A 19,910-nucleotide genomic window follows, 5' to 3' on the forward strand; every position below is an offset into this window, starting at 1 on the left:
GAAGTAGAATGAGCAAGAGCAACGCGCAGTTCCAGCCGCTCGATTCAGGCCTCGTGCCGCGCTTTGCCGGCCTGCCGACCTTCATGCGCCTGCCGATCGCCAGGCCCGATGAGGTCGATATCGCGCTGGTGGGTGTGCCTTTCGATGGCGGCACCACCAACCGCACCGGCGCCCGCCATGGCCCGCGCGAGATCCGCAACCAGTCAAGCCTGGTGCGCCGCGTCCATCATGTGACCGGCCTTTCGCCCTTCGACCGGATCAAGGCGGGCGATTGCGGCGATGCGCCGATCAACCCGCTCGACCTCATGGAAAGCCTTGACCGCATCCGCGATTTCTTTGCCCAGATCCATGCCGCGCGGACGCGCCCCCTCACCGCCGGCGGCGATCATCTCATCACCTTGCCCATCCTCAGGGCGCTGGCGAGCAAAGGCCCGGTCGGCCTCATCCATTTCGACGCCCATTCCGACACCTATGACAGCTTCTTCGGCAACCGCTACAATCACGGCACGCCCTTCCGCCGCGCCATCGAGGAAGGCCTGCTCGATCCCAAGCGCATGATCCAGATCGGCATCAGGGGCGCCATATCGGATGCTTCCAATTATGATTTCGCCCGCGATGCCGGGGTGCGGATCGTCTTCATCGAGGAATTCGCCGAGCGCGGCGTGAAACCGGTGATGGACGAGGCGCGAAAGCTCGTCGGCGACAAGCCCACTTATGTGACCTTCGACATCGACGCGCTCGATCCCTCGATCGCGCCCGGCACCGGCACGCCCGAAATCGGCGGCATCACCACGCGCGAGGCGCAAGCGCTGGTGCGCCTGCTCGACGGCATCGACATCATCGGTGCCGATCTTGTCGAAGTGTCGCCGCCGCTCGATCCGACCGGCGCCACCGCCCTTGCCGGCGCCACGCTGATGTTCGAGCTGCTCTGCGTCATGGCAAGCTCTGCCGGCAGAAACTGAGCGAGGTTCAAGCGATGATCCAGAATCCCATCCCCTGGCCCAATGGCGCCAAATGCGCCGCCTGCCTCACCTTCGACATGGATGCCGACAGCCTCATCCATGTCGATTATCCCAATGACGGCAACAGCCGCGTCTCGGCCATATCGATGCTGCGCTATGGGCCGACGGTGGCGGTGCCGCGCATCGTCTCGACCTACCGGAAGCTCGGCATCCACCAGACCTTCTTCGTGCCGGCCTGGTGCATCGAGCAATATCCGCAAGCGGTCGAGACCATGCTGAAGGGCGGCCATGAAGTTGCCCATCACAGCTATATCCATGAGAACCCCCTCAACCAGACGCGGGAAGACGAGGCCTTCTGGCTCGATGCCGGCATCGAGGTGATCGAGCGTTTCACCGGCAAGCGCCCGCGCGGCTGGCGGGCGCCGCTCTATAATTTTTCCGGCAATTCGCTCGATCTCCTGCTCGAGCGCGGCTTCCTCTATGACGCCTCGCTGATGGGCGATGACATTCCCTATGTCATCAAGAGCCGCGTCGACGGGCGCACGCTGATCGAGATCCCCGGCCACTGGGGCGTCGATGACTGGCCACAATGGGTGCAGTCCTTCGATCTCAACTACATGATGCCGGTGCGCTCGCCGCGCCAGGGCTTCGAGATCTACAAACAGGAATTCGAGGCGGCTCATGCCTATGGCGGGCTGTGGCTGCCGGTGGTGCATCCTTTCGCCACCGGGCGGCTGGCGCGCTGGCATGTCTTCGCCGAATTCCTGGAGAAGATCATGGCCCAGGGTGACGTGTGGTTCGCTCCGCTTGAAGAGATCGCCGCCCATGTGCGCGGACTGATCGACCAGGGCAAATATTCGCCGCGCGTCGAGCTCATCCCGCAATATCAGGAACCGGTCGGCCGTGTGCTGCCGCGAAGCTGGAGCCGGCAGCTGAAGAAATAGGACCTATCCGATCGACGTCCGGTTTGGTAAGCGCTGGGCCGGCATGATCGGGAAAGACGGTTGATGAGCAGCTTGGCCAGAAGGGCATGGGTCGCCGATGCGGTGGAGGACTATGTCGCGGACATAGCCAGCTGGACCTCCGACCAGGCGGCCGGGACCATCGACGAGCGTATCCATGCGCTGGTGAGCGAGAACCGGCATATCCATGAGCGCGACTGCGTCAATCTCAATCCCGCCGCCAATGTGATGAATCCGCGGGCCGAGGCCCTTCTGGCGCAGGGCCTGAGCTCGCGGCCGTCGCTCGGCTATCCGTCGCAGAAATATGAGATGGGTCTCGAGGCGGTCGAGAAGATCGAGGTCATCACGGCGGCGCTCGCGGCCGAGATCTTCCAGGCGCGGTATGCGGAGATCCGCGTCGGCTCGGGCGCGCTCGCCAATCTCTATGCCTTCATGGCGACGACGAAGCCCGGCGATGACGTCATCGTGCCGCCCGCTTCCATTGGCGGCCATGTCACCCACCAAAGCGCGGGTGCCGCCGGACTCTATGGCCTCACCATCCACGAGGCGCCGGTCGAGCCTGAGCTCTATGGTGTCGATATCGAAAAGCTCGCGCACATGGCGCGGCGCATCCGGCCGAAGCTGATCACGCTCGGCGGCAGCCTCAATCTCCTGCCCTGGAACGTGAAAGCGGTGCGCGCCATCGCCGATGAAGTGGGAGCCCGGATCCTGTTCGATGCCGCCCATCTATGCGGCATGATCGCCGGCGGCACCTGGCCCAATCCGCTGCGCGAGGGCGCCGATCTCATGACCATGAGCACCTATAAAAGCCTTGGCGGCCCGGCTGGCGGACTCGTCGTCACCAATGACAGCGGGCTCGCCGAGCGCCTCGACCATATCGCCTTTCCCGGCCTCACCGCCAATTTCGACGTGGCGAAATCGGCGGCGCTCGCCATCACGCTGCTCGACTGGCGGGAATTCGGCACAGACTATGCCCGCATGATGGTCGATACCGCTGCGGCGCTCGCCGATGCGCTCGCGAGGCTTGGAGTGCCGGTTTTCAGGACATCGCAGGGCTTCACGCAATCGCATCAATTCGCGCTGCGTGCCCGTGGCTTCGGCGGCGGCCAGGCGGTTTCGGCGAAGCTGCGTGAGGCGAATATCCTTGCCTGCGGCATCGGCCTGCCGGAGGCGCCGGTCGAAGGCGACATGAACGGCCTCAGATTCGGAACACCGGAAATCGTGCGTTGGGGCATGCGGCCGGAACATATGCCGGAACTCGCTGGGCTGATCGCCGAGGCGCTCTCGGCCAATGATGCGGCAAGCCTCGCGCCGCGCGTGGCGTCTTTCCGGATGCGTTTCGACAAGCTGGCTTTCGTGCGTTAGGACGACGCCAGGCGTCTCACCACATCGAGAAGCACATTGGCGCCGGCGACGAGATCCGTCTCGGGCGTGAATTCCTTCGGGTTGTGACTGATGCCGCCAATGCTCGGCACGAAAATCATCGCCGAGGGCGCAATGCGCGCGATCATCTGCGCATCATGGCCGGCGCCGGAGGTCATGCGCCGGCAGCTGAGACCGCGCGTTTCGGCGGCCGCTTCGATGCGCGCAACCAGATCCCGGTCGAAAACCACCGGCTCGAAACGGGCGAGACGCTCGGCTGAAATGACGACACCCGTTTCGGCCGCAAGTGCCGCAAGATAATCGGCAAGCGCCTGCTCCTCGGCTTTCAGGCGCACTTCGTCGGGGTCGCGCAGATCGACCGTGAAGATCGCCCGCGCGGGGATGACATTGATGGCGTTAGGCTCGAAGGCGATGGTGCCGACCGTCGCCACGGTTCCGGATCGCGAGGCCGCCGCGCGGCCCTGCAGGAAGGTGATGACGCGCGCCGCGGCGTGGCCCGCATCCTGGCGCAGCGCCATCGGCGTCGTGCCGGCGTGATTGGCAACACCTTCGATGGTGACCCGCTGCCAGGAAATGCCCTGGAGATTCTCGACAGCGCCAATGGCGACGCCTTCACGCTCGAGCACCGGCCCCTGCTCGATATGGAGCTCTAGATAGGCTTCGGGCTGGAGAAAGCCCGGCTCTTCGCGCCCGGCATAGCCAATATGCGCGAGCTCTTCGCCGAGCCTGATGCCGTCCGTGTCCCTGACGGCCAGAGCGTCATCGGCGCCGAGCCCTCCGGCATGGACGAGAGATCCCATCATGTCGGGCGCGAAGCGAACGCCCTCCTCATTGGTGAAGGCCGCGACGACGATGGGCTGCCTCGGCACGAAGCCCGCCTCCTTCAGGGTTTCGACGACTTCGAGCCCCGCCAGGACGCCATAGCAGCCGTCGAAGATGCCGGCATCGATCACCGTGTCGATATGGGAGCCCAGCATCAACGGCTTCGCTTCCGGCGCCTCGGCGTCGTTCCAAAGCGCGAAGATATTGCCGATGCGATCGATCTTCACCGCGAGTCCGGCATCCTTCGCCCAGGCAACGAACTTGTCGCGACCGAGCTTGTCTGCATCGGAAGCGGCAAGCCGGGTGAGCTTGCCGTCGGCCGTCCGGCCGAGCTCGCCCAATTCCCTGAGGCGGGCCAACAGGCGTTCGGGATCGATCGCGAGATTGGTCACCGGATCACCGGCAACTCACGCGGCGCGCGTTTGGTCAGGAGGCGCGGCCCATCCTTCGTCACCGCGATATTCTCTTCATGGACGATCATCTTGCCGGGCGCATATTCCATGCCGGGCTCGATGGTGAGGACCATATTCTCGACGATCAGCGTGCCGTCGCCCAGGCGATGCGAGGGCGGCTCGGTCAATTGCAGGCCGAGGCCGTGGCCGAGGCGGCCGACATTATTGCCGATGGCGCCCGCTGCATCGATGATCTTCGCCATGGCGCGCCAGACATCATCGGTCTTCGCCCCCGGCACCGCGGCGGCGATGCCGGCCTCGGTCGCCTGCCACAAGGCCTCATGCACGCGATGGACCTCATCGGCGACCCGGCCCACCGCGTAGTTGCGGTCGAAATCGCAGAAATAGCCGTCAAAGGTCGATCCCGTGTCAATGAAGAGAATGTCGCCTTCCTCGATCGCGCGGTCATGCGGCCCGCAGACGATCTGCGCCACGCCGCCCGGCCCCGATATGGCCGGCAGGAAGGGCGTCGCATCGGCGCCGCGCCGGGCAATATCGATGCGCAATTTGCGCACCACCTCGCGCTCGCTCTCGCCCATGGAAATCTGCGCTGGCAGCGCCGCATAGGCGTCACTGGCGAGCCCGCATATATAATGTATGTGGTCGATCTCGGCCGGGGTCTTGACCATGCGGATTTCCCAGATGCAAGGCGAACCGTCTTCGATGGCGGAGCCCAGCCTTTGGCGCAATGTGAGAAAATCCGCGACCGGCATGCGCAAGGCCATTTCGCGGCCCATCTCGGCACCGACCCGGCCATGCTTGCGCTTCAGCCCGCCGATCGTCGCGGCGAGAAGCGAAAGGCCGTCATCCTCAGGCACGGGCGCCGGCCAGGTGCGGATATCCTTCACCCAAGTGAGCGCCATTTCGGGCGCGCCGATTTCCGGAATGACGGCGATCGGCGCTCCCTCCAGCGGCACGATGACGAACCAGGGGCGCGTCGGGCTTTCCCAGAACTGGGTGTCGAAGCCGGTGAAATAGCGGATATTGGGCGGCGCGGTCAGCAGAAGCGCATCGAAGCCATGTGCATCCATGATCTTCTGCGCGCGGAGCGTGCGGCGCTCGAATTCAGCCGGGGTGAAACCGCGTCGGGGGATCTTCTGCTCGGTCGCCACTTCATGTCCTTTCGGTCTTGTCAGATATTCCTGGCTGCGCCATCCTTGCAAATATCCGCCTCCTTTCGCAGGGAAATCCGGCGAAAACCTCGCAAAAGCGAATAAGTTCTGCAGCAACTGGACCGGTCCCCCATGAAAAACGATCCGCGCTTTCAGCCTTTCGACGCCAGCAAGACGCCACGCTTCGCCGATATCGCGACATTCCTGCGCACGCCGCGTCATCCGATCGGCCCTGAAATCGATATCGCCATAGCGGGCGTTCCCTTCGACATGGGGGTCAATTTCCGCTCCGGCGCCCGCCACGGCCCGGCCGCCATCCGCGAGGCCTCGCGCATCATCCGCCAGATCCACCCAACCAGCGGCATCGCGCCGTTCCGCCTGTGCAATGTCGCCGATGTCGGGGATGCGACCGTCAATGCGCTCGACCCCGCCGCCAGCATCGGCCTCATCGAGGCCTTCTTCCGCGAGGTTCACGGCGCCGGCGCAACGCCGATCGCCATTGGCGGCGATCATACGATCCCGCTCCCCATCCTGCGCGTCATCGCGCGCGACAATCCGGTCGGCGTCGTCCAGTTCGATTCGCATGCCGACACGCTCGATGAATTGCTGGGCACCAAGATCAATCACGCGACCACCTTCCGCCGCGGCGTCGAGGAAGGGCTGATCGATCCCAGGCGCACGATCCAGATCGGCCTGCGCGGCAGCCGCTTCAGCGAGAATGACATCAAATGGGGCGCCGACGCCGGCTTCCGCATCATCACCATCGATGAATATGAGAAGATCGGGCGCGACGCCGTCATCCGCGAGATCGACCGCGTCATCGGCAAGGGCCGGACCTATGTCACCTTCGACATAGACGGACTTGACGCCGCCTATGCGATGGGTACCGGTGTGCCGGAAGTCGGCGGCTTCTCGGTGCGCGACGCGCAAGTGATGATCCGCTCGCTGCAAGGCAAGCACCTGGTCGGCGCCGATATCTGCGAGGTGGCGCCGGTCTTCGACCCGACCGGCCAGACGGCCCTCAATGCCGCCAATCTCCTGTTCGAGATGCTGTGCGTCATTGCCGACAGCCGGACCAATCACGCCTCGAGATAGCGCTGCACCTCGGCCGCGCTCACCGCCTTGCGGAGGGCTGCGTCCTCGGCCTCGCACAGCGCCGCATAATGCTCGACGAAGGGCGCGCCGAACAGTTCGCGGGCCTTGGCGCTCTGCCGGAATGCCTTGGTCGCCGACAGGAGATCGAGCGGCAGGCGCTCGGCGCCTTGCGGAATCTCGTTGGGGCCGCCGGACGTGATGGGCGGGGCTTCAAGCTGGAGCTTGCGCGCGAGGCCATCGAGGCCTGAGCCCAGCATGGCGGCGATCGCCAGATGCGGGTTGAGGTCGCTGCCCGGCAGGCGCAATTCGAGGCGCGTCATGGCCTCGCTCTCGGCGGCAACCCGCACCGCGGCCGCGTAGTTATAAGGCGCCCAGCTCACCGTCTTCGGCGCCCAGCTTCCCGGCGCCAGACGGCGATAGGCATTCACCGTGTTGCCGATCAGCGGGAAGATCTCAGGCACCGTCGCGATGATGCCGGCAAGGAAGGATTTCGCCTCGGGCGAGAGGCCCTGCGCATCGGCGTGGTCGGCAAAGAGATTGCGGCCCGTCTTGCGCTCGACAAGCGACAGGCTGATATGGCCGCCAATGCCGGGAAAGCCCGCACCCAGCAGCGACATGAAGGACGCCGTCATGCCGCGCCCGCGGCAGAAGGCCTTGGTGAACAGGCGGAAAAAGGCGGCATCATCGGCGGCGCGCATGGCCGGCTTGTGCTTCAACGTCGCTTCGAAGCAGCCAGGCCCCAATTCGACGCTGAGCGAGAAGAGGTCGATATCGCCGGCGGTGAGGCAAGCCTCGAGATCGCTGACGAAACCCGCATGGGTGGCCGCGGTCTGACCCGACCAGCAGCGATTGTCGGGTGCGAAGGGCACGAGATCGGCGAATTTCTTGGCCCGCAGCGACTCGGCTGTCTCATTGAGGACGATGAACTCGAACTCGGTCGCGACATGCGCGTCGAGACCCAATGCGTCAGCCCTGGCGACCTGGCTGGCGAGCACGTTGCGGGGATCTATGGGCGCCTGCGGACCAGCATAGAAGGCAACGAGCGCGGCCGCGTCCTTCTCGAAAGGATAGCGGCGCAGGGAGGCGGCATCGTAGGCGATCGCCTCGCTGCCATAGGGTCCGGGAAACATGATCTGTTCGGCCAGATCCCATTTCGGCAGGACATTAGCGAACAAGGCGGTCTCGGCCTGGCCCAGCAGTTCCTCCCGCCTGAGCCGCCGCTCGCGGAAAATGCCGGCATAATCGAACAGGCCAACATGGACGACATCGGCGTTCAGTGCTGCAAGGGCCTTGGCAAGCTCGGCCCGCAAGCCGGGTGGTCTCGACATCGGAAGCTTCTCCCACAGTGGCCTCAAGTTAAGCACAGGCGCGCGCGCCGGCGGAAGCCCTGCTCACAGAAGATCGATGAGCACCACAAGGACAAGCGCCACGGCCAGAGTCAGATTGATCAGCCGCGACGCCTTCGGGTCACGCAAGATACCGGTGAGGGCCGATCCGGCCAGCGCCCAGAGCGTGTGGATGGCGATGATGGCAAGGCTGAGGATCAGGCATTTGAGGGCGGCATCGATCACGGCATCCGCAGGAACAAGCTTCGCCTTGGCATAGACCGCGCCGATGGCGAGATAGGCCTTGGGATTGGCGATGCCGAGCACCAGGCCCGCAAGCCAGCCGGGCACCGGTTGATCGCGCTGATCGGAGAGCGGCGGCGCTGTGGCGATCCGAAAGGCGAGATAAAGGATATAGAGCGAGGCCGCGATGGTGATCGGCAGAGCAAGCTGCGGCGAGGAGAAGAGCAAGGCCGAGGCGCCGAGCGCCATGGCGAGCAGGACGGCAATAGTGCCAAGATTGATGCCGATGAAATAGGAGAGCGAGCGCCGCAACCCATAGGCGGCCGATACCGCGGTTACGCTCAATGTGGTCGGCCCCGGACTGGCCATCAACGCCGCGGCCGAAAGCAGGAGCGCGATGAGGCCCGGGATGGAAATATCCTGCAGCACATTGCGAGACTAGCGCTCGCCCAAAGCGGGGTCTTGAACGATCGTGCATCTCAGCCTTGTCTATCAAACCGCTTCAGGACATTCAGGGTCATGCGCGAGACCTCATTGTCATAGAAGTTCCAGGCCATGGCGCCGGCCCAGGCGATGGAGCCGGTGGAGAAGACGGCGCCGCCGCCGTCGGTCTCGAAATAGACGAGGTCGGAGCGGATCGCCTCGTTCTGGGTGCCCGACATATCGGGTGTCGGATCGAGCATGTCCTCGGGCGTCATCAGATATATGTCGGTATGCGATCGCGAGCTGCCGAGAATGAGAGCCTGCGGCGGCGTCCCCAAAGTGAAATCGGCACGATCGATTTCCATGCCGGCGGCACCCTTTCCCGAAAGGCCAAAGGCGCCGAATTTGCGACCGGGGCTTCGATCGATGCCGGCAAAGATGAAATCGGCCCGCGGGTCGGAAGCGGCCTCGGTCAGCTCATAGGGCTCGGAAATATCGAAGCCCTGCGAGCTCATGATGAGGCCGGTGAGATGCGTCGAAGGCCTGCCATTGCGCCGCCACAGCCCGCCATATTCGCCGGTGAAGGCGTGATGGAACTGGCCCGGCCCCGGCTCCCATGGTCTTATCCCCGCTTCCGAGCGGCGGCATTCGATGACACCCGGATGCCTGTCGCTGAAGGAGATGCGCCAGTAGAAGCCGTTGCCGCCGAGATATATCAGCTTGCCACCGCGATCGACGAAGCCCTGCACGGCATCGAGCATTTCCAGCGAGTAGTATTCGGGATGGGTGCCGGTCAGCACCACATTATAGCGGCGCAGCAGCGACAGGCCCTCCCTGTGCAGGTCCTCATCGGTGATAACGTCACAATCGATACCGTGATGGTCGAGCCAGCCGGTGATATGGGTGTCGGCATTGAACTGCCAGATATTGGAGCCGAGGCCGCCCAGGAAGCCCTTCACCCCCGGCTGCAGGTCCAGCACCGGCCGGTTGCGCGATGAATGGAAGACGCCGCTGCCATCGGCATGGACTTCATAGAAGGAAAAGCCGAGCTCAGGATGTTCCTGCAGGAAGGCATGATGGCGGTCGATCTCGACCAGCCGTCCCATGCCGACCTCGGTGCCCGGCACATCGAGGCCGAGCCGGTGATTGGCGTAAGCGAGATAGCTCGCCGTCGGCATGAGGAAGCAGACCGTGTTGCCGGTGGCGCCGTGGCGGGGCGGCCTGACCGCGAAGACGCAGTGATAGGCCTGCGTCTCATCATCGTCGGGCACGAGACGAATTGCATAGAGGCCGCTCCTCAGATCGGCGGGAAGCGTCACGGTGAAGTCGGTTACCCATCCGGCATCGGTCATGTCGTCAGCATGGAAGTGAATGGCCGAATAGAGCTCGCTCTGTCGGCGCCAATCCAGGCATTGGCCGGTCCAGCGCCACCCGGTCATGGCGCGGGCCGGACATTGCACGGTCACGCCGTGGAGCTGATGCGGCGAGGCGTCGATGACATCGGTACCCTCCATGGCGCGTGAAAAATCCCAATGCGCGATGAGATCGGGGCTGCGGCTGAGCGTCTGCGGCAGCGCCAGGCGGGTCATGGCTTCAAGCGGTTCGAGGGGACGATCGAACAGGACAGGAGAATCGATCTTGCCGTCGAAGTGCCCCTCGCCCGGCGCCCGCGCGGCGATCATCACCGTGGTCATCTGGCCCTCTAACTTGCGCGGGGCAGCAGACGTCCGGCCGGTCTCCACGATGTGCCCGGCCGGAGACACTGCGCTGAGCTGCAGGGTCTTCGCTGCTTTGTCGCAGGAGACGACAAGCAGCGTCCATTGACCGCGGATAAGCGTTTCCTTGAGCGAGAGCTTCGTTTCACCGAGCCTGGCGCCGGGCCGGCCATTGCTGTCGATCAGGAGCTCCAGGCCGGGATTTGAAAGGAGGAAGATGGTGCGTTCGCCGCTCATGAGCGTGGGCTGGACCGGCACCGCCAGGGTGAAGCTCGCAAGATCGGCCAGCACGTTGCCGCGATCTTCGATCCGCACATAAGAGCCCGGACGGATCGCTTGCCGGCGTGCCGGCCGCACGCCGCCCAGATCGAGCGTGACTGGTTCATCCTTGTAGCCCGGCCCCTGCGGGTGGCGATCACCCTGGATGACGCGGCGCAGATCGGCGCGATAGAAGCGCGCGCCATAGGATGAAGCCTTGACCTCGATTACCTCGCCAGGCGCTGCGCTCAGTGTGTTGGTGTAGGCGATGAGTGAAAGCATGGTCAGACCTCAGGCCCGCCGAGATCGCGCCAGCGGCGCAGGAAGACATCGCGCTCGGCGCTGGCGAGATCATGGTACTCGATACCCGCGATCTCGCTGATCGGTTCGCCGCGCCGGGCCGGAAGGCGGCCGAGTTGCCAGCGCCGATAGGGCTCCTTGCACAGGATGACATATTTGCCCTCGGGCCCCAGGCCCCGCATCACATTGAGGATGCGTTGCAGGCCGGGGCTGCGATAGCCGAAGGGATCGCGCAGGAATTCATGCGCGAAGGGCACATCATCCGCGGTGATCCGATAGCGCGCCATGCAACCTCCCCTTGATTGGCGAGGCGGCCGAAGCCGCCCCGCTTCCGTTTACGCCGCTTTCCTGGCGATGCCGGCATGCACCTCATCGAGCGTGCGCCGCAAGATGCCGAACAGTTCAGCGATCTCCTTTTCGGTGATGATGAAAGGCGGCGCCAGGACGATCGACTGGCCGAGCGGCCGGCAGATCAGGCCGTTCTTCAAGGCCTGACGCGCCACTCTTTCGCTGACATCGAGACTGCCGGCGAAAGGCTCCTTGGTCTTCCTGTCGGCGACCATTTCGAGGGCGCCCATCAGGCCGACACCGCGCGCTTCCCCGACGATCGGATGATCTGCCATGGCGCGCAGATGTTTCTGGAAGGCGGGGGTCACGGCTTTGACATTGGCGAAGGCGCCGCCCTCGAGGATCTCGTCGAGCGCCGTCATGGCAATGGCGCAGCCGACCGGATGCGCGCCCGTGGTGAAGCCCGTCGGCAGCTCCTCATATTTGGCGCAGGCCTTCTCGATCCGCTCGGTCATCTCGGGCGAAAGGATGATGGCGCCCATCGGAAAGAAGCCGGCGGTGATGACTTTCGAGGCCACCACCATATCGGGCTTGATGCCGTAGGTGAGCGAGCCCCAGAATTCGCCGGTGCGGCCGAAGCCGCAGATCACCTCATCGGCGATGAGCGGAATTCCGTATTTCCCCAGCACCGGCTGGATAGCCTGGAAATACCCTTCGGGCGGCGGGATGACGCCGCCCGCGCCCATCACCGGCTCGGCGAAGAAGCCGGCAATATGGTCGGCACCGGTATTGCGGATGGTCTGCTCGAGCTCGAGCGCCAGCCGGGCCGAGAAGTCCTTCTCGCTCTCCCCCGCCTGGGCTTCGCGCCAATGATGCGGACAGGTGAGATGGCGGACCTCCTTGAGCGGAAGCCCCGAGGCCGATTTCACATAGTCCTTGCCGGTGAGGCTCGCCGTCATCACCGTCATGCCGTGATAGGCATTCCTGCGGCTGAGCAGCAGGCGGCGATGCGGCTTGCCCTCCGCTTCCGCCAGGAACCACAGCAGTTTCACCACCGTGTCATTCGCCTCGGAGCCCGAATTGGCATAGAAGACGCGATTCGCCTCCATCGGCGCCAGCTTGACGATGCGCTCGGAAAGATCGAGCGCCGACTGGCCGACCCGGCCGAAGAAGGCGTGATAGGCCGGAAGCCTGGCATAAGCGCGCTGCGCGGTCTCGATCAGTCTCTTGTTGTCGAAGCCGAGCACGACATTCCACAGGCCGGAATTCCCCTCCAGATATTTGCGGCCGCGGTCGTCATAGATATAGACGCCTTCGCCCCTGTCGACGATGACCGGCCCCTGCTCTTCGAGCGTCGGTATGTGCGAGAAAGGATGCAGGAAGGCACTGGGATAGTTGCGTTTACTCATAGGATTGCTCCCGGTTCCATGGTTGCGAATGGACAAAATCGTTCCCTTTCGTCCCGCTGGAGAGCGGGACGATCGGCAAGTTGCTGCGATCTCCTCAGGCCTTCTGGTCAGTTGGCCTTGATGCGCGACCAGGCCCGGTCATAAAGCTTCAGGTCGGTGCCAAGATCCTCGAATATCTGCAGTTTCGCGCGCACCTCGGGCGGCGGATTGATCGCGGGATTGTTCCTGAGCTCGGACGGCAGCAACTCGATCGCCGCCTTGTTGACCGAGCCGTTGGTCAGCATCGTCGTATTGAGGGCAGAGATCTCCGGCCTCAACAGATATTCCATGAACAGCTTGGCGTTATCCTTGTTGGGCGCCGTCTTCAGCATGCACAGATTTTCCTGATACATGGTGGCGCCTTCTTCCGGGATGGCGAAGCCGAGATCGTCCGGTTTCTTGTTCACATTGAGCACGGCGCCGACATACCAGTGCGAGGCGGCCATATCGCCCGACTCGATCAGCGGCACCACATCATAGCGGAAGGCCGCGACATTGGGCTTCTGCTTGAGGATGAACTCCTCGGCGAGCTTGATGTCGGCGGGATCGCGCGAATTCACGGACTTGCCGTTCATGATGAGGCCGACGCCGAGCGTCTCGCGCAAATCGTCGAGCAACGTGATGCGGCCCGGATTCTTCGCGGCATAGTCGAAGAGCTGCTGCCAGGACTTGATATCGCCACCCGCCACTTTCCGGTTGTAGAAGATGCCGACCGGACCCCAGGCATAGGGCAGGCAGAAATCGGCCTTGGGATCCTGCTTGGAGCGGAAGGCCGAGGGATCGATATTCTCGAAGCCCTTGGACTGGTTGATATGGCTTTCCTCGATGAGGCCGAGCTGCAGCATGATGTCGGCCATATGGACCGACGGCCAGATCAGGTCATAGCCCGTGGCGCCGGCCTGGATCTTGGCCAGCATCTCCTCATTGGTCGAATAGGTGTCGAGCGAGACCTTGACGTCGTGCTCCTTGGCGAACTTATCGATCACCTCGGGATTGATGTATTCACCCCAGTTATAGAGATGAAGCTCACCCGCCGCATTGGCGGGGACCGTCGCCAGCACCACCAGTGCCGCGCCCGACAAAACCATATTTTTGAACCAGCTCATTTACTTCCTCCTCTTCCTTTTCAGTTCTTGCGTGATCTGAGATAGAGGCCGGCGCTCGCCACCACGAAGGAGAAGGCGATCAGCAGAACGGCCAAAGCATTGATTTGCGGCCTGATGCCCCGCCGCATCATGGCGAGGATGAAGAGCGGCAAGGTCTGCGTGTCGACGCCGGCGATGAAATAGGTGATGACGACGTCATCGAGCGAGATGATGAAGGCGAGCAGGAAGCCGCCAATGACGCCCGGCATGATCAAGGGCAAGGTCACCCGCCTGAAGGTCGTCAGCGGACCCGCTCCCAGATCGGCAGAGGCGATCTCGAGCGTGTTGTCCATGCCGGCAAGCCGCGCCGCCACGATGATATAGACATAGCTCGACAGGAAGGTGCAGTGGCCGATGATGATGGTGGCGAGGCTGAGCTTGAAGCCGACGCCGACGAAGAAGATCAGAAGTGCTATGCCGAGCACGATATCGGGCATCATCATCGGCAGGAACAGAAGCCCCTGATAGATGCGCTTGCCGATGAAATCATAGCGGGCGGTGGCCAGCGCCGTCGCCGTCCCGATGACGGTGGAGATGGCGCTCGCCGCCAAAGCGACGACCAGGCTGTTGCGCAAGACCTGGAAAATACGGTCGGGATTTTCGGTGAAGGCGGCATCGAATGCCGCGCCCGCCGGTTGCATGCCGAACAAGGTGCGATACCAGTCGAGCGTGAAGCCCTCCCACACCGCCATGTTGATGGCATTGGCATTGAAGGAATAGACGGTGATAAGAGCGAGCGGCGCGTAGAGGAAGACCAGGAACGCCGCGCCATAGAGATTGAGTGCCGCCCAGCCGGGGGAAAGCCGCTGCCTAGGCATGGCCCACCTCCCCCACCGGCTGCGACTTGCCGGCGCGACGCATCCACAGCGCATAGAGCAGAATGAGGACCAGCACGCTCGCCATCACGATCATTGCGAGCGTCGAGCCGAAGGGCCAGTTGCGCGACTGAAGGAACTGCCGCTCGATGACATTGCCGGTCATCTGCACTTTCGAGCCGCCCAGGAAAGCCGGCACGATGAAGTTGCCGAGCGCCGGGATGAAGACGATGACGGCGCCGCCGGCGATGCCGGGCGCGGTCAAGGGCAGGATCACCCGCCTGAAAGTCTGGAAAGGCGTCGCTCCCAGATCCTGCGATGCCTGCACCAGCGACCAGTCGAGCCGCTCGACGCTCGCATAGATGGGCAGGAACATGAAGGGGATGAGCACATAGACAAGTCCGACGATGACCGCGAATTCGGTGAAGATCATGTTGAGCGGCGCATCGATGAGGCCGAGCGACATCAGGGCCGTGTTGATGGCGCCGGTAGGCCGCAACAGCAGAAGCCAGGCATAGATGCGCACCAGCAGGTTGGCGAAGAAGGGCAGCGTGATGGCGAAGAGGACAAGGTTCTTCGCGACGGGCCCCATGCGGCTCACCCAGAAGGCCACCGGATAGCACACGATCAGCGAGACGATGACGGTGATGACGGCGTAATAGACGGAATTGAGGATGATCTGGATATAGAGAGGCTCGAACTCCTCCCCGCCGCCGAGCGGCCAGCCGAAAACGCGGCCATAGCTATAGGGATAGAACGACCAGACGACGCCGCCATAGAGGCCCGGCTCGAGGAGGCTGTAAACCACCATGATGCCGAGCGGAATCAGGAAGAAGGCACCGAGCAGCAAGGTGATGGGCGCGAGAAGAAGGACAACCGCCCGCCGCCGCTGGCTGGTCATGGCGCTTCCAGCCGCCATCACGCCGCCCCGCTCTTCATCAGATGCGGCGACGTCGCCTGGTAATGCAGCGTTACCGTCTGGCCGGCTTTCAGATTCAAGCCGCCGGCGGCGCGTGCATGGCGTTCGAGCGCCATGACCGGCATGCCATTGCCGAGGCGCCCGTGCAGATGAAGATCGGTTCCGACGAAAACGATATTCTCGATCACCGCCACGATGCTTCCTGAAGCAGCGTTCCCGCCCGGCACGAGCGCAAAATGCTCGGGCCGCAGCATGACATCGACCTGCTCGCCGGCGGTGAAGCCGCCGGCCGTCACCGCAATGGCGGGGCCACCCGCGACCTGGACGCGCGCGGCGCCATTGTCCTGTGTGAGCGTGCCGGTGAAGATGTTGCTGGTGCCGATGAAGCCGGCGACGAAACGGCTGGCCGGCTGGTCATAGATCTCGGCCGGGGTGCCGAGCTGCAGGATCCGCCCCTTGTCCATGACCGCGATGCGGTCGGACATGGTCAGCGCCTCCTCCTGGTCATGGGTGACAAAGATGAAGGTGATGCCCACCGTGTGCTGGAGATTTTTCAACTCGATCTGCATCGACTGGCGAAGCTTGCGATCGAGCGCTGACAGCGATTCATCGAGGAGCAGCACGCGCGGCCGGTTGACGAGCGCCCGCGCCAAAGCGACACGCTGCTGCTGGCCACCCGAAAGCTGCGCCGGCTTGCGCCGTTCGAGCCCCGACAGGCCGACAAGCCGCAGCACATCGGCAACCCTTGTCGCTTCCTCGGCGCGGGGAACGCCCGCCACCTGCAGGCCGTAGCCGACATTGCCGGCCACCGTCATATGCGGGAACAGTGCGTAGTTCTGGAACACCGTGTTGAAGGGGCGCCGATGCGCCGGCACGCCGCTCATCGGCCGGCCATCGAGATAGATCTCGCCTTCATCGAGATCCTCGAAGCCCGCAATCGTCTTGAGCAGCGTGGTCTTGCCGCAACCCGAAGGGCCAAGAAGGGTGAGGAATTCGTTGTTCCTGATCGACAAGGTGATGCCGTCGAGCGGCGTCACCACGCCGCTTTCGGGGGTGCGAAACGACTTGCGTACATTATCTACGCGCAGCAACTCGTGATCGGAGGCATGTCGCATCCGGAAAGGCCCACTCCCTGGTGCATTTAAATGCTTCGAACGGCATTTCTTTGCTCTGAAATTATGCTATTATGTCTTTCAACCCATGTAAAGTACAAAATCTAACGTGACCGGCAAACCACCCGCCCTCAGAAGCGAACTGCAGACCGAGCTTGTCAGCCGGATCGGCGAATGGATCCGCTCCCGCGCCCCTGAGAGGACAATGCGCATCCGGGAGGCGGTGCTGTCGCGCGAGCTCGGCGTTTCGCGCACGCCCATCCGCGCCGCCCTGCAACGGCTGGTCGGCGACGGCATTCTCGAAGCGCATGCGCTCGGGGGCTATGTCGTGCTGCAGATGCCGCCCCTTGCCGCCGATCCGGCGGCGCCGGGCGATGAGGCCAGCGGCCTCCACGGCCTGCTGCTGCGCGACATGATCCTCAATGAGCTGCCGGACCCCGCCACCGAAAGCGCGCTGATGCGCCGTTATGATGTCGGCCGTGGCGAGATATTGCGTGCCTTGCGGCGGCTGATGCGCGAAGGCCTCGCCGAGCCTCTGCCCGGAAGAGGCTGGTCGATGCTGAAATTCGACAGCGAGCAGATGCTGAAGAGCTATCACCTGCGTCATGTGCTCGAACCGGCGCTGCTCACCGATCGCGATTATGTGGTGGATCGCGCGGCGCTGGAGCGGCTGAAGGCGGACCATCGGAACGCCCTTCTCGCTTTGTCACCCAGCTCTCCCTGGCGCGAGCTTTTCGAGCTCGACGCCACGTTCCACGAGACGCTGGCGCGCGGCAGCAACAATGATCTCATCGTCGACATCATCCGGCGGCAGAACCGCCTGCGGCGCCTCGCCGAATTCGTCGGCTATTCCCGCCTGGAGCGGATCCGCGACTCGATGGAGGAACATATCGCCATCATCGATGCGCTTCTCGCCGGTGATCCGGCATGGGCATCGGCCCTGATGCGCCGGCATCTGGTGACCTCGCGCGCCGAAACTGCGGAACATTTCAGCCGCGACCTCGAAGCGGCGCGCTCGGCGTCGGGCGGCATCGACAAGCTCAGATAAGTCGGCCGGTACCGTTTGCCGCAAGTCTCATGTCGTGGCGACCGTGCCGCCGACGGCCATGCCGAGATAATCCCAGATGGGCTCGACCTGTCCGTCGAGCATGTGCCTGCCTTCGAGGATGGGATGGCCAAGCGCTTGCCCCTTCCGCGATGTCACCGGTCATGTGCGGCGCGTGCAGGAAGGCATCGATTCGCTCAGGGAAGTCCTGGCCTTCGCCTTCGAAGCGAGCCTGATGATGGGCCAGGCGCAGCAAAGCGCCATCGCCCGCAAGCTCGCGGCCTGGGCCGCCATCCTGGCGGTGCCTCGGCGATCGCCGGCATCTACGGGATGAATTTCGGGAACATGCCGGGCCTCAAATGGCAATATGGCTATTTCGGCGTGGCCGCCGTCATCCTGGTGATCTGCGCCTTCCTCTATTACCGCTTCCGCCACAATAAGTGGCTCTAGGTAAGGACGCCTAAACGAGCCCGCGTTCCCGGGCGATCTCGGCAATGCTTCTGGCGCAGACTTCGACCGTCAGATCGAGATGCTCCTTGCCGGCGACGAGCGGCGGCGCGATCTCGAGCGCCGAGCCGATGGCGCTGGCGATGACGCCGTGCTCGCGCATGCGGGCGACCACCGCTTTCACCGTATCGTCGGCGAAGGGCTCGCGGCTGTCCCTGTCCCGGGTGAAATCGACCGCATGCCAGTAACCGAGGCCGCGCACATCGCCGACGATCGGATGACGGCCGACCGCCCCCCGGAGATTGGCGCCGAATTCAGCACCCAGGGACCGGGCCCGGCCGATGAGGCCGTCGCGCTCCTTGATGGCGATCGTCGCATTGGCGGCGGCGCAGGCGACGGCATGGCCGCTGAATGTATGGACATGACGGAAAACCGGAAGCGCGTCGGCGATCTCATCGCGCGTCATCACCGCGCCGATCGGCGCATAGCCGGCGCTCATCGCCTTGGCCATGTTCATGATATCGGGCTCGATGCCGAAATGCTCAGCGGCGAACCAGTAGCCGGTGCGCCCGAAGCCGGTGATCACCTCATCGATGATCAGAAGCACGCCATAGCGGTCGCAGATCTCGCGCACCCTCTGCCAGTAGCTGCGGGTCGGGATCTGGACGCCATGCGCCTGCATGATGGGCTCGCCGATGAAGGCGGCGACGAGCTCCGGCCCTTCGAACTGGATCTGCCGCTCGAGATGCATGGCGCAGTGTTCCGCATAGGCCTCATCGCTCATCCGATAGGGATTGCGGTAGCACATCGGATTGGCGACGAAGCTGAAACCCGGGGCGCGCGGATCGGGAATGTCGCGCACCCCCAGCCAGTCGGTGACCGACAGCGCGCCCAGCGTCGACCCGTGATAGGCGTTCCAGCGCGAAATGACCTTGTAGGCGCGGGGCTTCGCGGTGCTCTGCTGATATTGCTTGGCAAGCTTGAGCGCCGTCTCGGTGGCCTCCGACCCGCCGCTGACGAAGCAGGTCTTGGACAGCCGCCCCGGCGCCAGCTCGGCAAGCTTGGCGGCCAGCGTCACCGCGGGCTCGCTCAGGAACCGGCAGGTGCCGGAATAATGCAGGCGCATCGCCTGCTCATACATGGCGCGCGGGACCTCCTCGCCGCCATAGCCCAGGGAATTGGCGCGCGAGCTCGAGCTCATCATGTCGAGATAGCGGCGCCCTTCATGGTCGCTGACATGGACGCCCTTGCCTTCGACATAGATGCAGGGACCTTCGCTTTGCAGCTCGGACTGCGGGAAAAGCGAGAACAGAGTGTGCTGATAGGCCTTGCTCACCAGATCCTGCGAATTGACTGTTTGCGCTATGCCCGCCATTTCAATTCCCCCTCGCATATCCCCTTCGTTCATGTGGCAAAGAGCGTATGCACAATGTGGTCCGGTCAAAAGGACCAGCGTCATGCGAAATCGCAGAACCACTTAGGCCAGGCCGCAGGTCCTGCGCCACCCGCTCCCGGTGGCAGAAGGCGCCGGCATTCCGCAATATCAGCAACTCTACCGTCAGAGGCGAGCCCACATCCGCAAGCCCGGCCCGCACGCGTGAGGCGTCAATCAGCGTCCGCTCGCCTTGCAAAGAGGCCT

Annotated in this window: 18 protein-coding genes and 1 pseudogene; 6 read left to right on the plus strand and 13 right to left on the minus strand. The window is 63.8% G+C overall.

The features are described 5' to 3' along the window. The first annotated feature begins 8 nt into the window (after nt 1–8). The 3 genes from speB (DT068_RS11945) (at nt 9) to glyA (ending at nt 3,289) form a co-directional block, all read left to right on the plus strand. The gene (speB, locus tag DT068_RS11945; RefSeq protein ID WP_119390063.1) at nt 9–962 is read left to right on the plus strand and encodes an agmatinase; all 954 of its coding nucleotides are present in this window, start codon (nt 9–11) and stop codon (nt 960–962) included. A 14-nt stretch (nt 963–976) separates the two neighbouring features. Beyond that, nucleotides 977–1,906, plus strand: a complete 930-nt coding sequence (locus tag DT068_RS11950) for a polysaccharide deacetylase family protein (RefSeq protein WP_119390064.1) — start codon at nt 977–979, stop codon at nt 1,904–1,906. Nucleotides 1,907–1,969: 63 nt separating this feature from the next. Further along, the gene (gene glyA, locus DT068_RS11955; protein WP_119390065.1) at nt 1,970–3,289 is read left to right on the plus strand and encodes a serine hydroxymethyltransferase; all 1,320 of its coding nucleotides are present in this window, start codon (nt 1,970–1,972) and stop codon (nt 3,287–3,289) included. On the opposite strand, the gene DT068_RS11960 is transcribed toward glyA, so the two are convergent. Both DT068_RS11960 and DT068_RS11965 read right to left on the minus strand, forming a co-directional pair. After that, nucleotides 3,286–4,521, minus strand: a complete 1,236-nt coding sequence (locus DT068_RS11960; RefSeq protein WP_119390066.1) for a Zn-dependent hydrolase — start codon at nt 4,519–4,521, stop codon at nt 3,286–3,288. The two genes, glyA and DT068_RS11960, sit on opposite strands and share 4 nt — an antisense overlap. Then, on the minus strand, nt 4,518–5,744 hold the full coding sequence (locus DT068_RS11965) for a M24 family metallopeptidase (protein ID WP_368904683.1): 1,227 nt from the start codon (nt 5,742–5,744) through the stop codon (nt 4,518–4,520). The genes DT068_RS11960 and DT068_RS11965 overlap by 4 nt, the downstream gene beginning before the upstream one ends. An 81-nt stretch (nt 5,745–5,825) precedes the next feature. Here DT068_RS11965 and speB (DT068_RS11970) point away from each other — a divergent pair, with 81 nt between their 5' ends. Then, nucleotides 5,826–6,788: an agmatinase gene (gene speB, locus DT068_RS11970; RefSeq protein ID WP_119390067.1), complete on the plus strand. Its 963-nt coding sequence runs from the start codon at nt 5,826–5,828 to the stop codon at nt 6,786–6,788. Here speB (DT068_RS11970) and DT068_RS11975 read toward each other — a convergent pair. From DT068_RS11975 to DT068_RS12015, 9 genes are all read right to left on the minus strand, one after another. Next, nucleotides 6,773–8,116 (minus strand): type I glutamate--ammonia ligase, encoded by a 1,344-nt coding sequence (locus tag DT068_RS11975; protein ID WP_119390068.1) that lies wholly within the window; start codon nt 8,114–8,116, stop codon nt 6,773–6,775. The genes speB (DT068_RS11970) and DT068_RS11975 overlap by 16 nt on opposite strands. Nucleotides 8,117–8,179: 63 nt before the next feature. After that, entirely contained in the window at nt 8,180–8,785 is a 606-nt protein-coding gene (locus tag DT068_RS11980) for a LysE family translocator (protein ID WP_368904684.1), read from the minus strand. A gap of 50 nt (nt 8,786–8,835) precedes the next feature. Next, a complete protein-coding gene (locus DT068_RS11985; protein WP_119390069.1) occupies nt 8,836–11,034 on the minus strand; it encodes a N,N-dimethylformamidase beta subunit family domain-containing protein in 2,199 nt (732 codons plus the stop codon). 2 nt (nt 11,035–11,036) lie between these two features. After that, nucleotides 11,037–11,339: a N,N-dimethylformamidase alpha subunit family protein gene (locus DT068_RS11990; RefSeq protein ID WP_119390070.1), complete on the minus strand. Its 303-nt coding sequence runs from the start codon at nt 11,337–11,339 to the stop codon at nt 11,037–11,039. Between the two features lie 48 nt (nt 11,340–11,387). Further along, the gene (locus tag DT068_RS11995; protein ID WP_119390071.1) at nt 11,388–12,749 is read right to left on the minus strand and encodes an aminotransferase; all 1,362 of its coding nucleotides are present in this window, start codon (nt 12,747–12,749) and stop codon (nt 11,388–11,390) included. Between the two features lie 107 nt (nt 12,750–12,856). Further along, nucleotides 12,857–13,894: an ABC transporter substrate-binding protein gene (locus DT068_RS12000; protein ID WP_119390072.1), complete on the minus strand. Its 1,038-nt coding sequence runs from the start codon at nt 13,892–13,894 to the stop codon at nt 12,857–12,859. Nucleotides 13,895–13,914: 20 nt separating this feature from the next. Further along, on the minus strand, nt 13,915–14,751 hold the full coding sequence (locus tag DT068_RS12005) for an ABC transporter permease (RefSeq protein WP_119390073.1): 837 nt from the start codon (nt 14,749–14,751) through the stop codon (nt 13,915–13,917). Continuing rightward, nucleotides 14,744–15,649, minus strand: coding sequence for an ABC transporter permease (locus DT068_RS12010; RefSeq protein ID WP_368904685.1), 906 nt, complete (start codon nt 15,647–15,649; stop codon nt 14,744–14,746). Before DT068_RS12010 ends, DT068_RS12005 begins: the two co-directional genes overlap by 8 nt. 17 nt (nt 15,650–15,666) lie before the next feature. After that, nucleotides 15,667–16,782: an ABC transporter ATP-binding protein gene (locus DT068_RS12015; protein ID WP_119390075.1), complete on the minus strand. Its 1,116-nt coding sequence runs from the start codon at nt 16,780–16,782 to the stop codon at nt 15,667–15,669. A 106-nt stretch (nt 16,783–16,888) separates the two neighbouring features. On the opposite strand from DT068_RS12015, the gene DT068_RS12020 reads away from it, so the two are divergent. Beyond that, on the plus strand, nt 16,889–17,827 hold the full coding sequence (locus tag DT068_RS12020) for a GntR family transcriptional regulator (RefSeq protein WP_119390076.1): 939 nt from the start codon (nt 16,889–16,891) through the stop codon (nt 17,825–17,827). Between the two features lie 27 nt (nt 17,828–17,854). Here DT068_RS12020 and DT068_RS28355 read toward each other — a convergent pair whose 3' ends face one another. Next, nucleotides 17,855–17,983 (minus strand): hypothetical protein, encoded by a 129-nt coding sequence (locus DT068_RS28355; RefSeq protein ID WP_368904702.1) that lies wholly within the window; start codon nt 17,981–17,983, stop codon nt 17,855–17,857. Here DT068_RS28355 and DT068_RS12025 point away from each other — a divergent pair. After that, a pseudogene (locus tag DT068_RS12025) lies at nt 17,970–18,274 on the plus strand (CorA family divalent cation transporter); the annotation flags it as partial. The gene DT068_RS28355 and the pseudogene DT068_RS12025 overlap by 14 nt on opposite strands. 10 nt (nt 18,275–18,284) lie before the next feature. Here the strand turns inward: DT068_RS12025 and DT068_RS12030 are convergent. Further along, nucleotides 18,285–19,646 carry an aminotransferase family protein gene (locus DT068_RS12030; RefSeq protein ID WP_162914158.1) on the minus strand — a complete coding sequence of 454 codons (1,362 nt, stop codon included), beginning with the start codon at nt 19,644–19,646 and terminating at the stop codon, nt 18,285–18,287. Nucleotides 19,647–19,910 lie beyond the last annotated feature (264 nt).

Source organism: Taklimakanibacter lacteus (assembly GCA_003576695.1).
Taxonomy (GTDB): Bacteria; Pseudomonadota; Alphaproteobacteria; order Rhizobiales; family Aestuariivirgaceae; genus Taklimakanibacter; species Taklimakanibacter lacteus.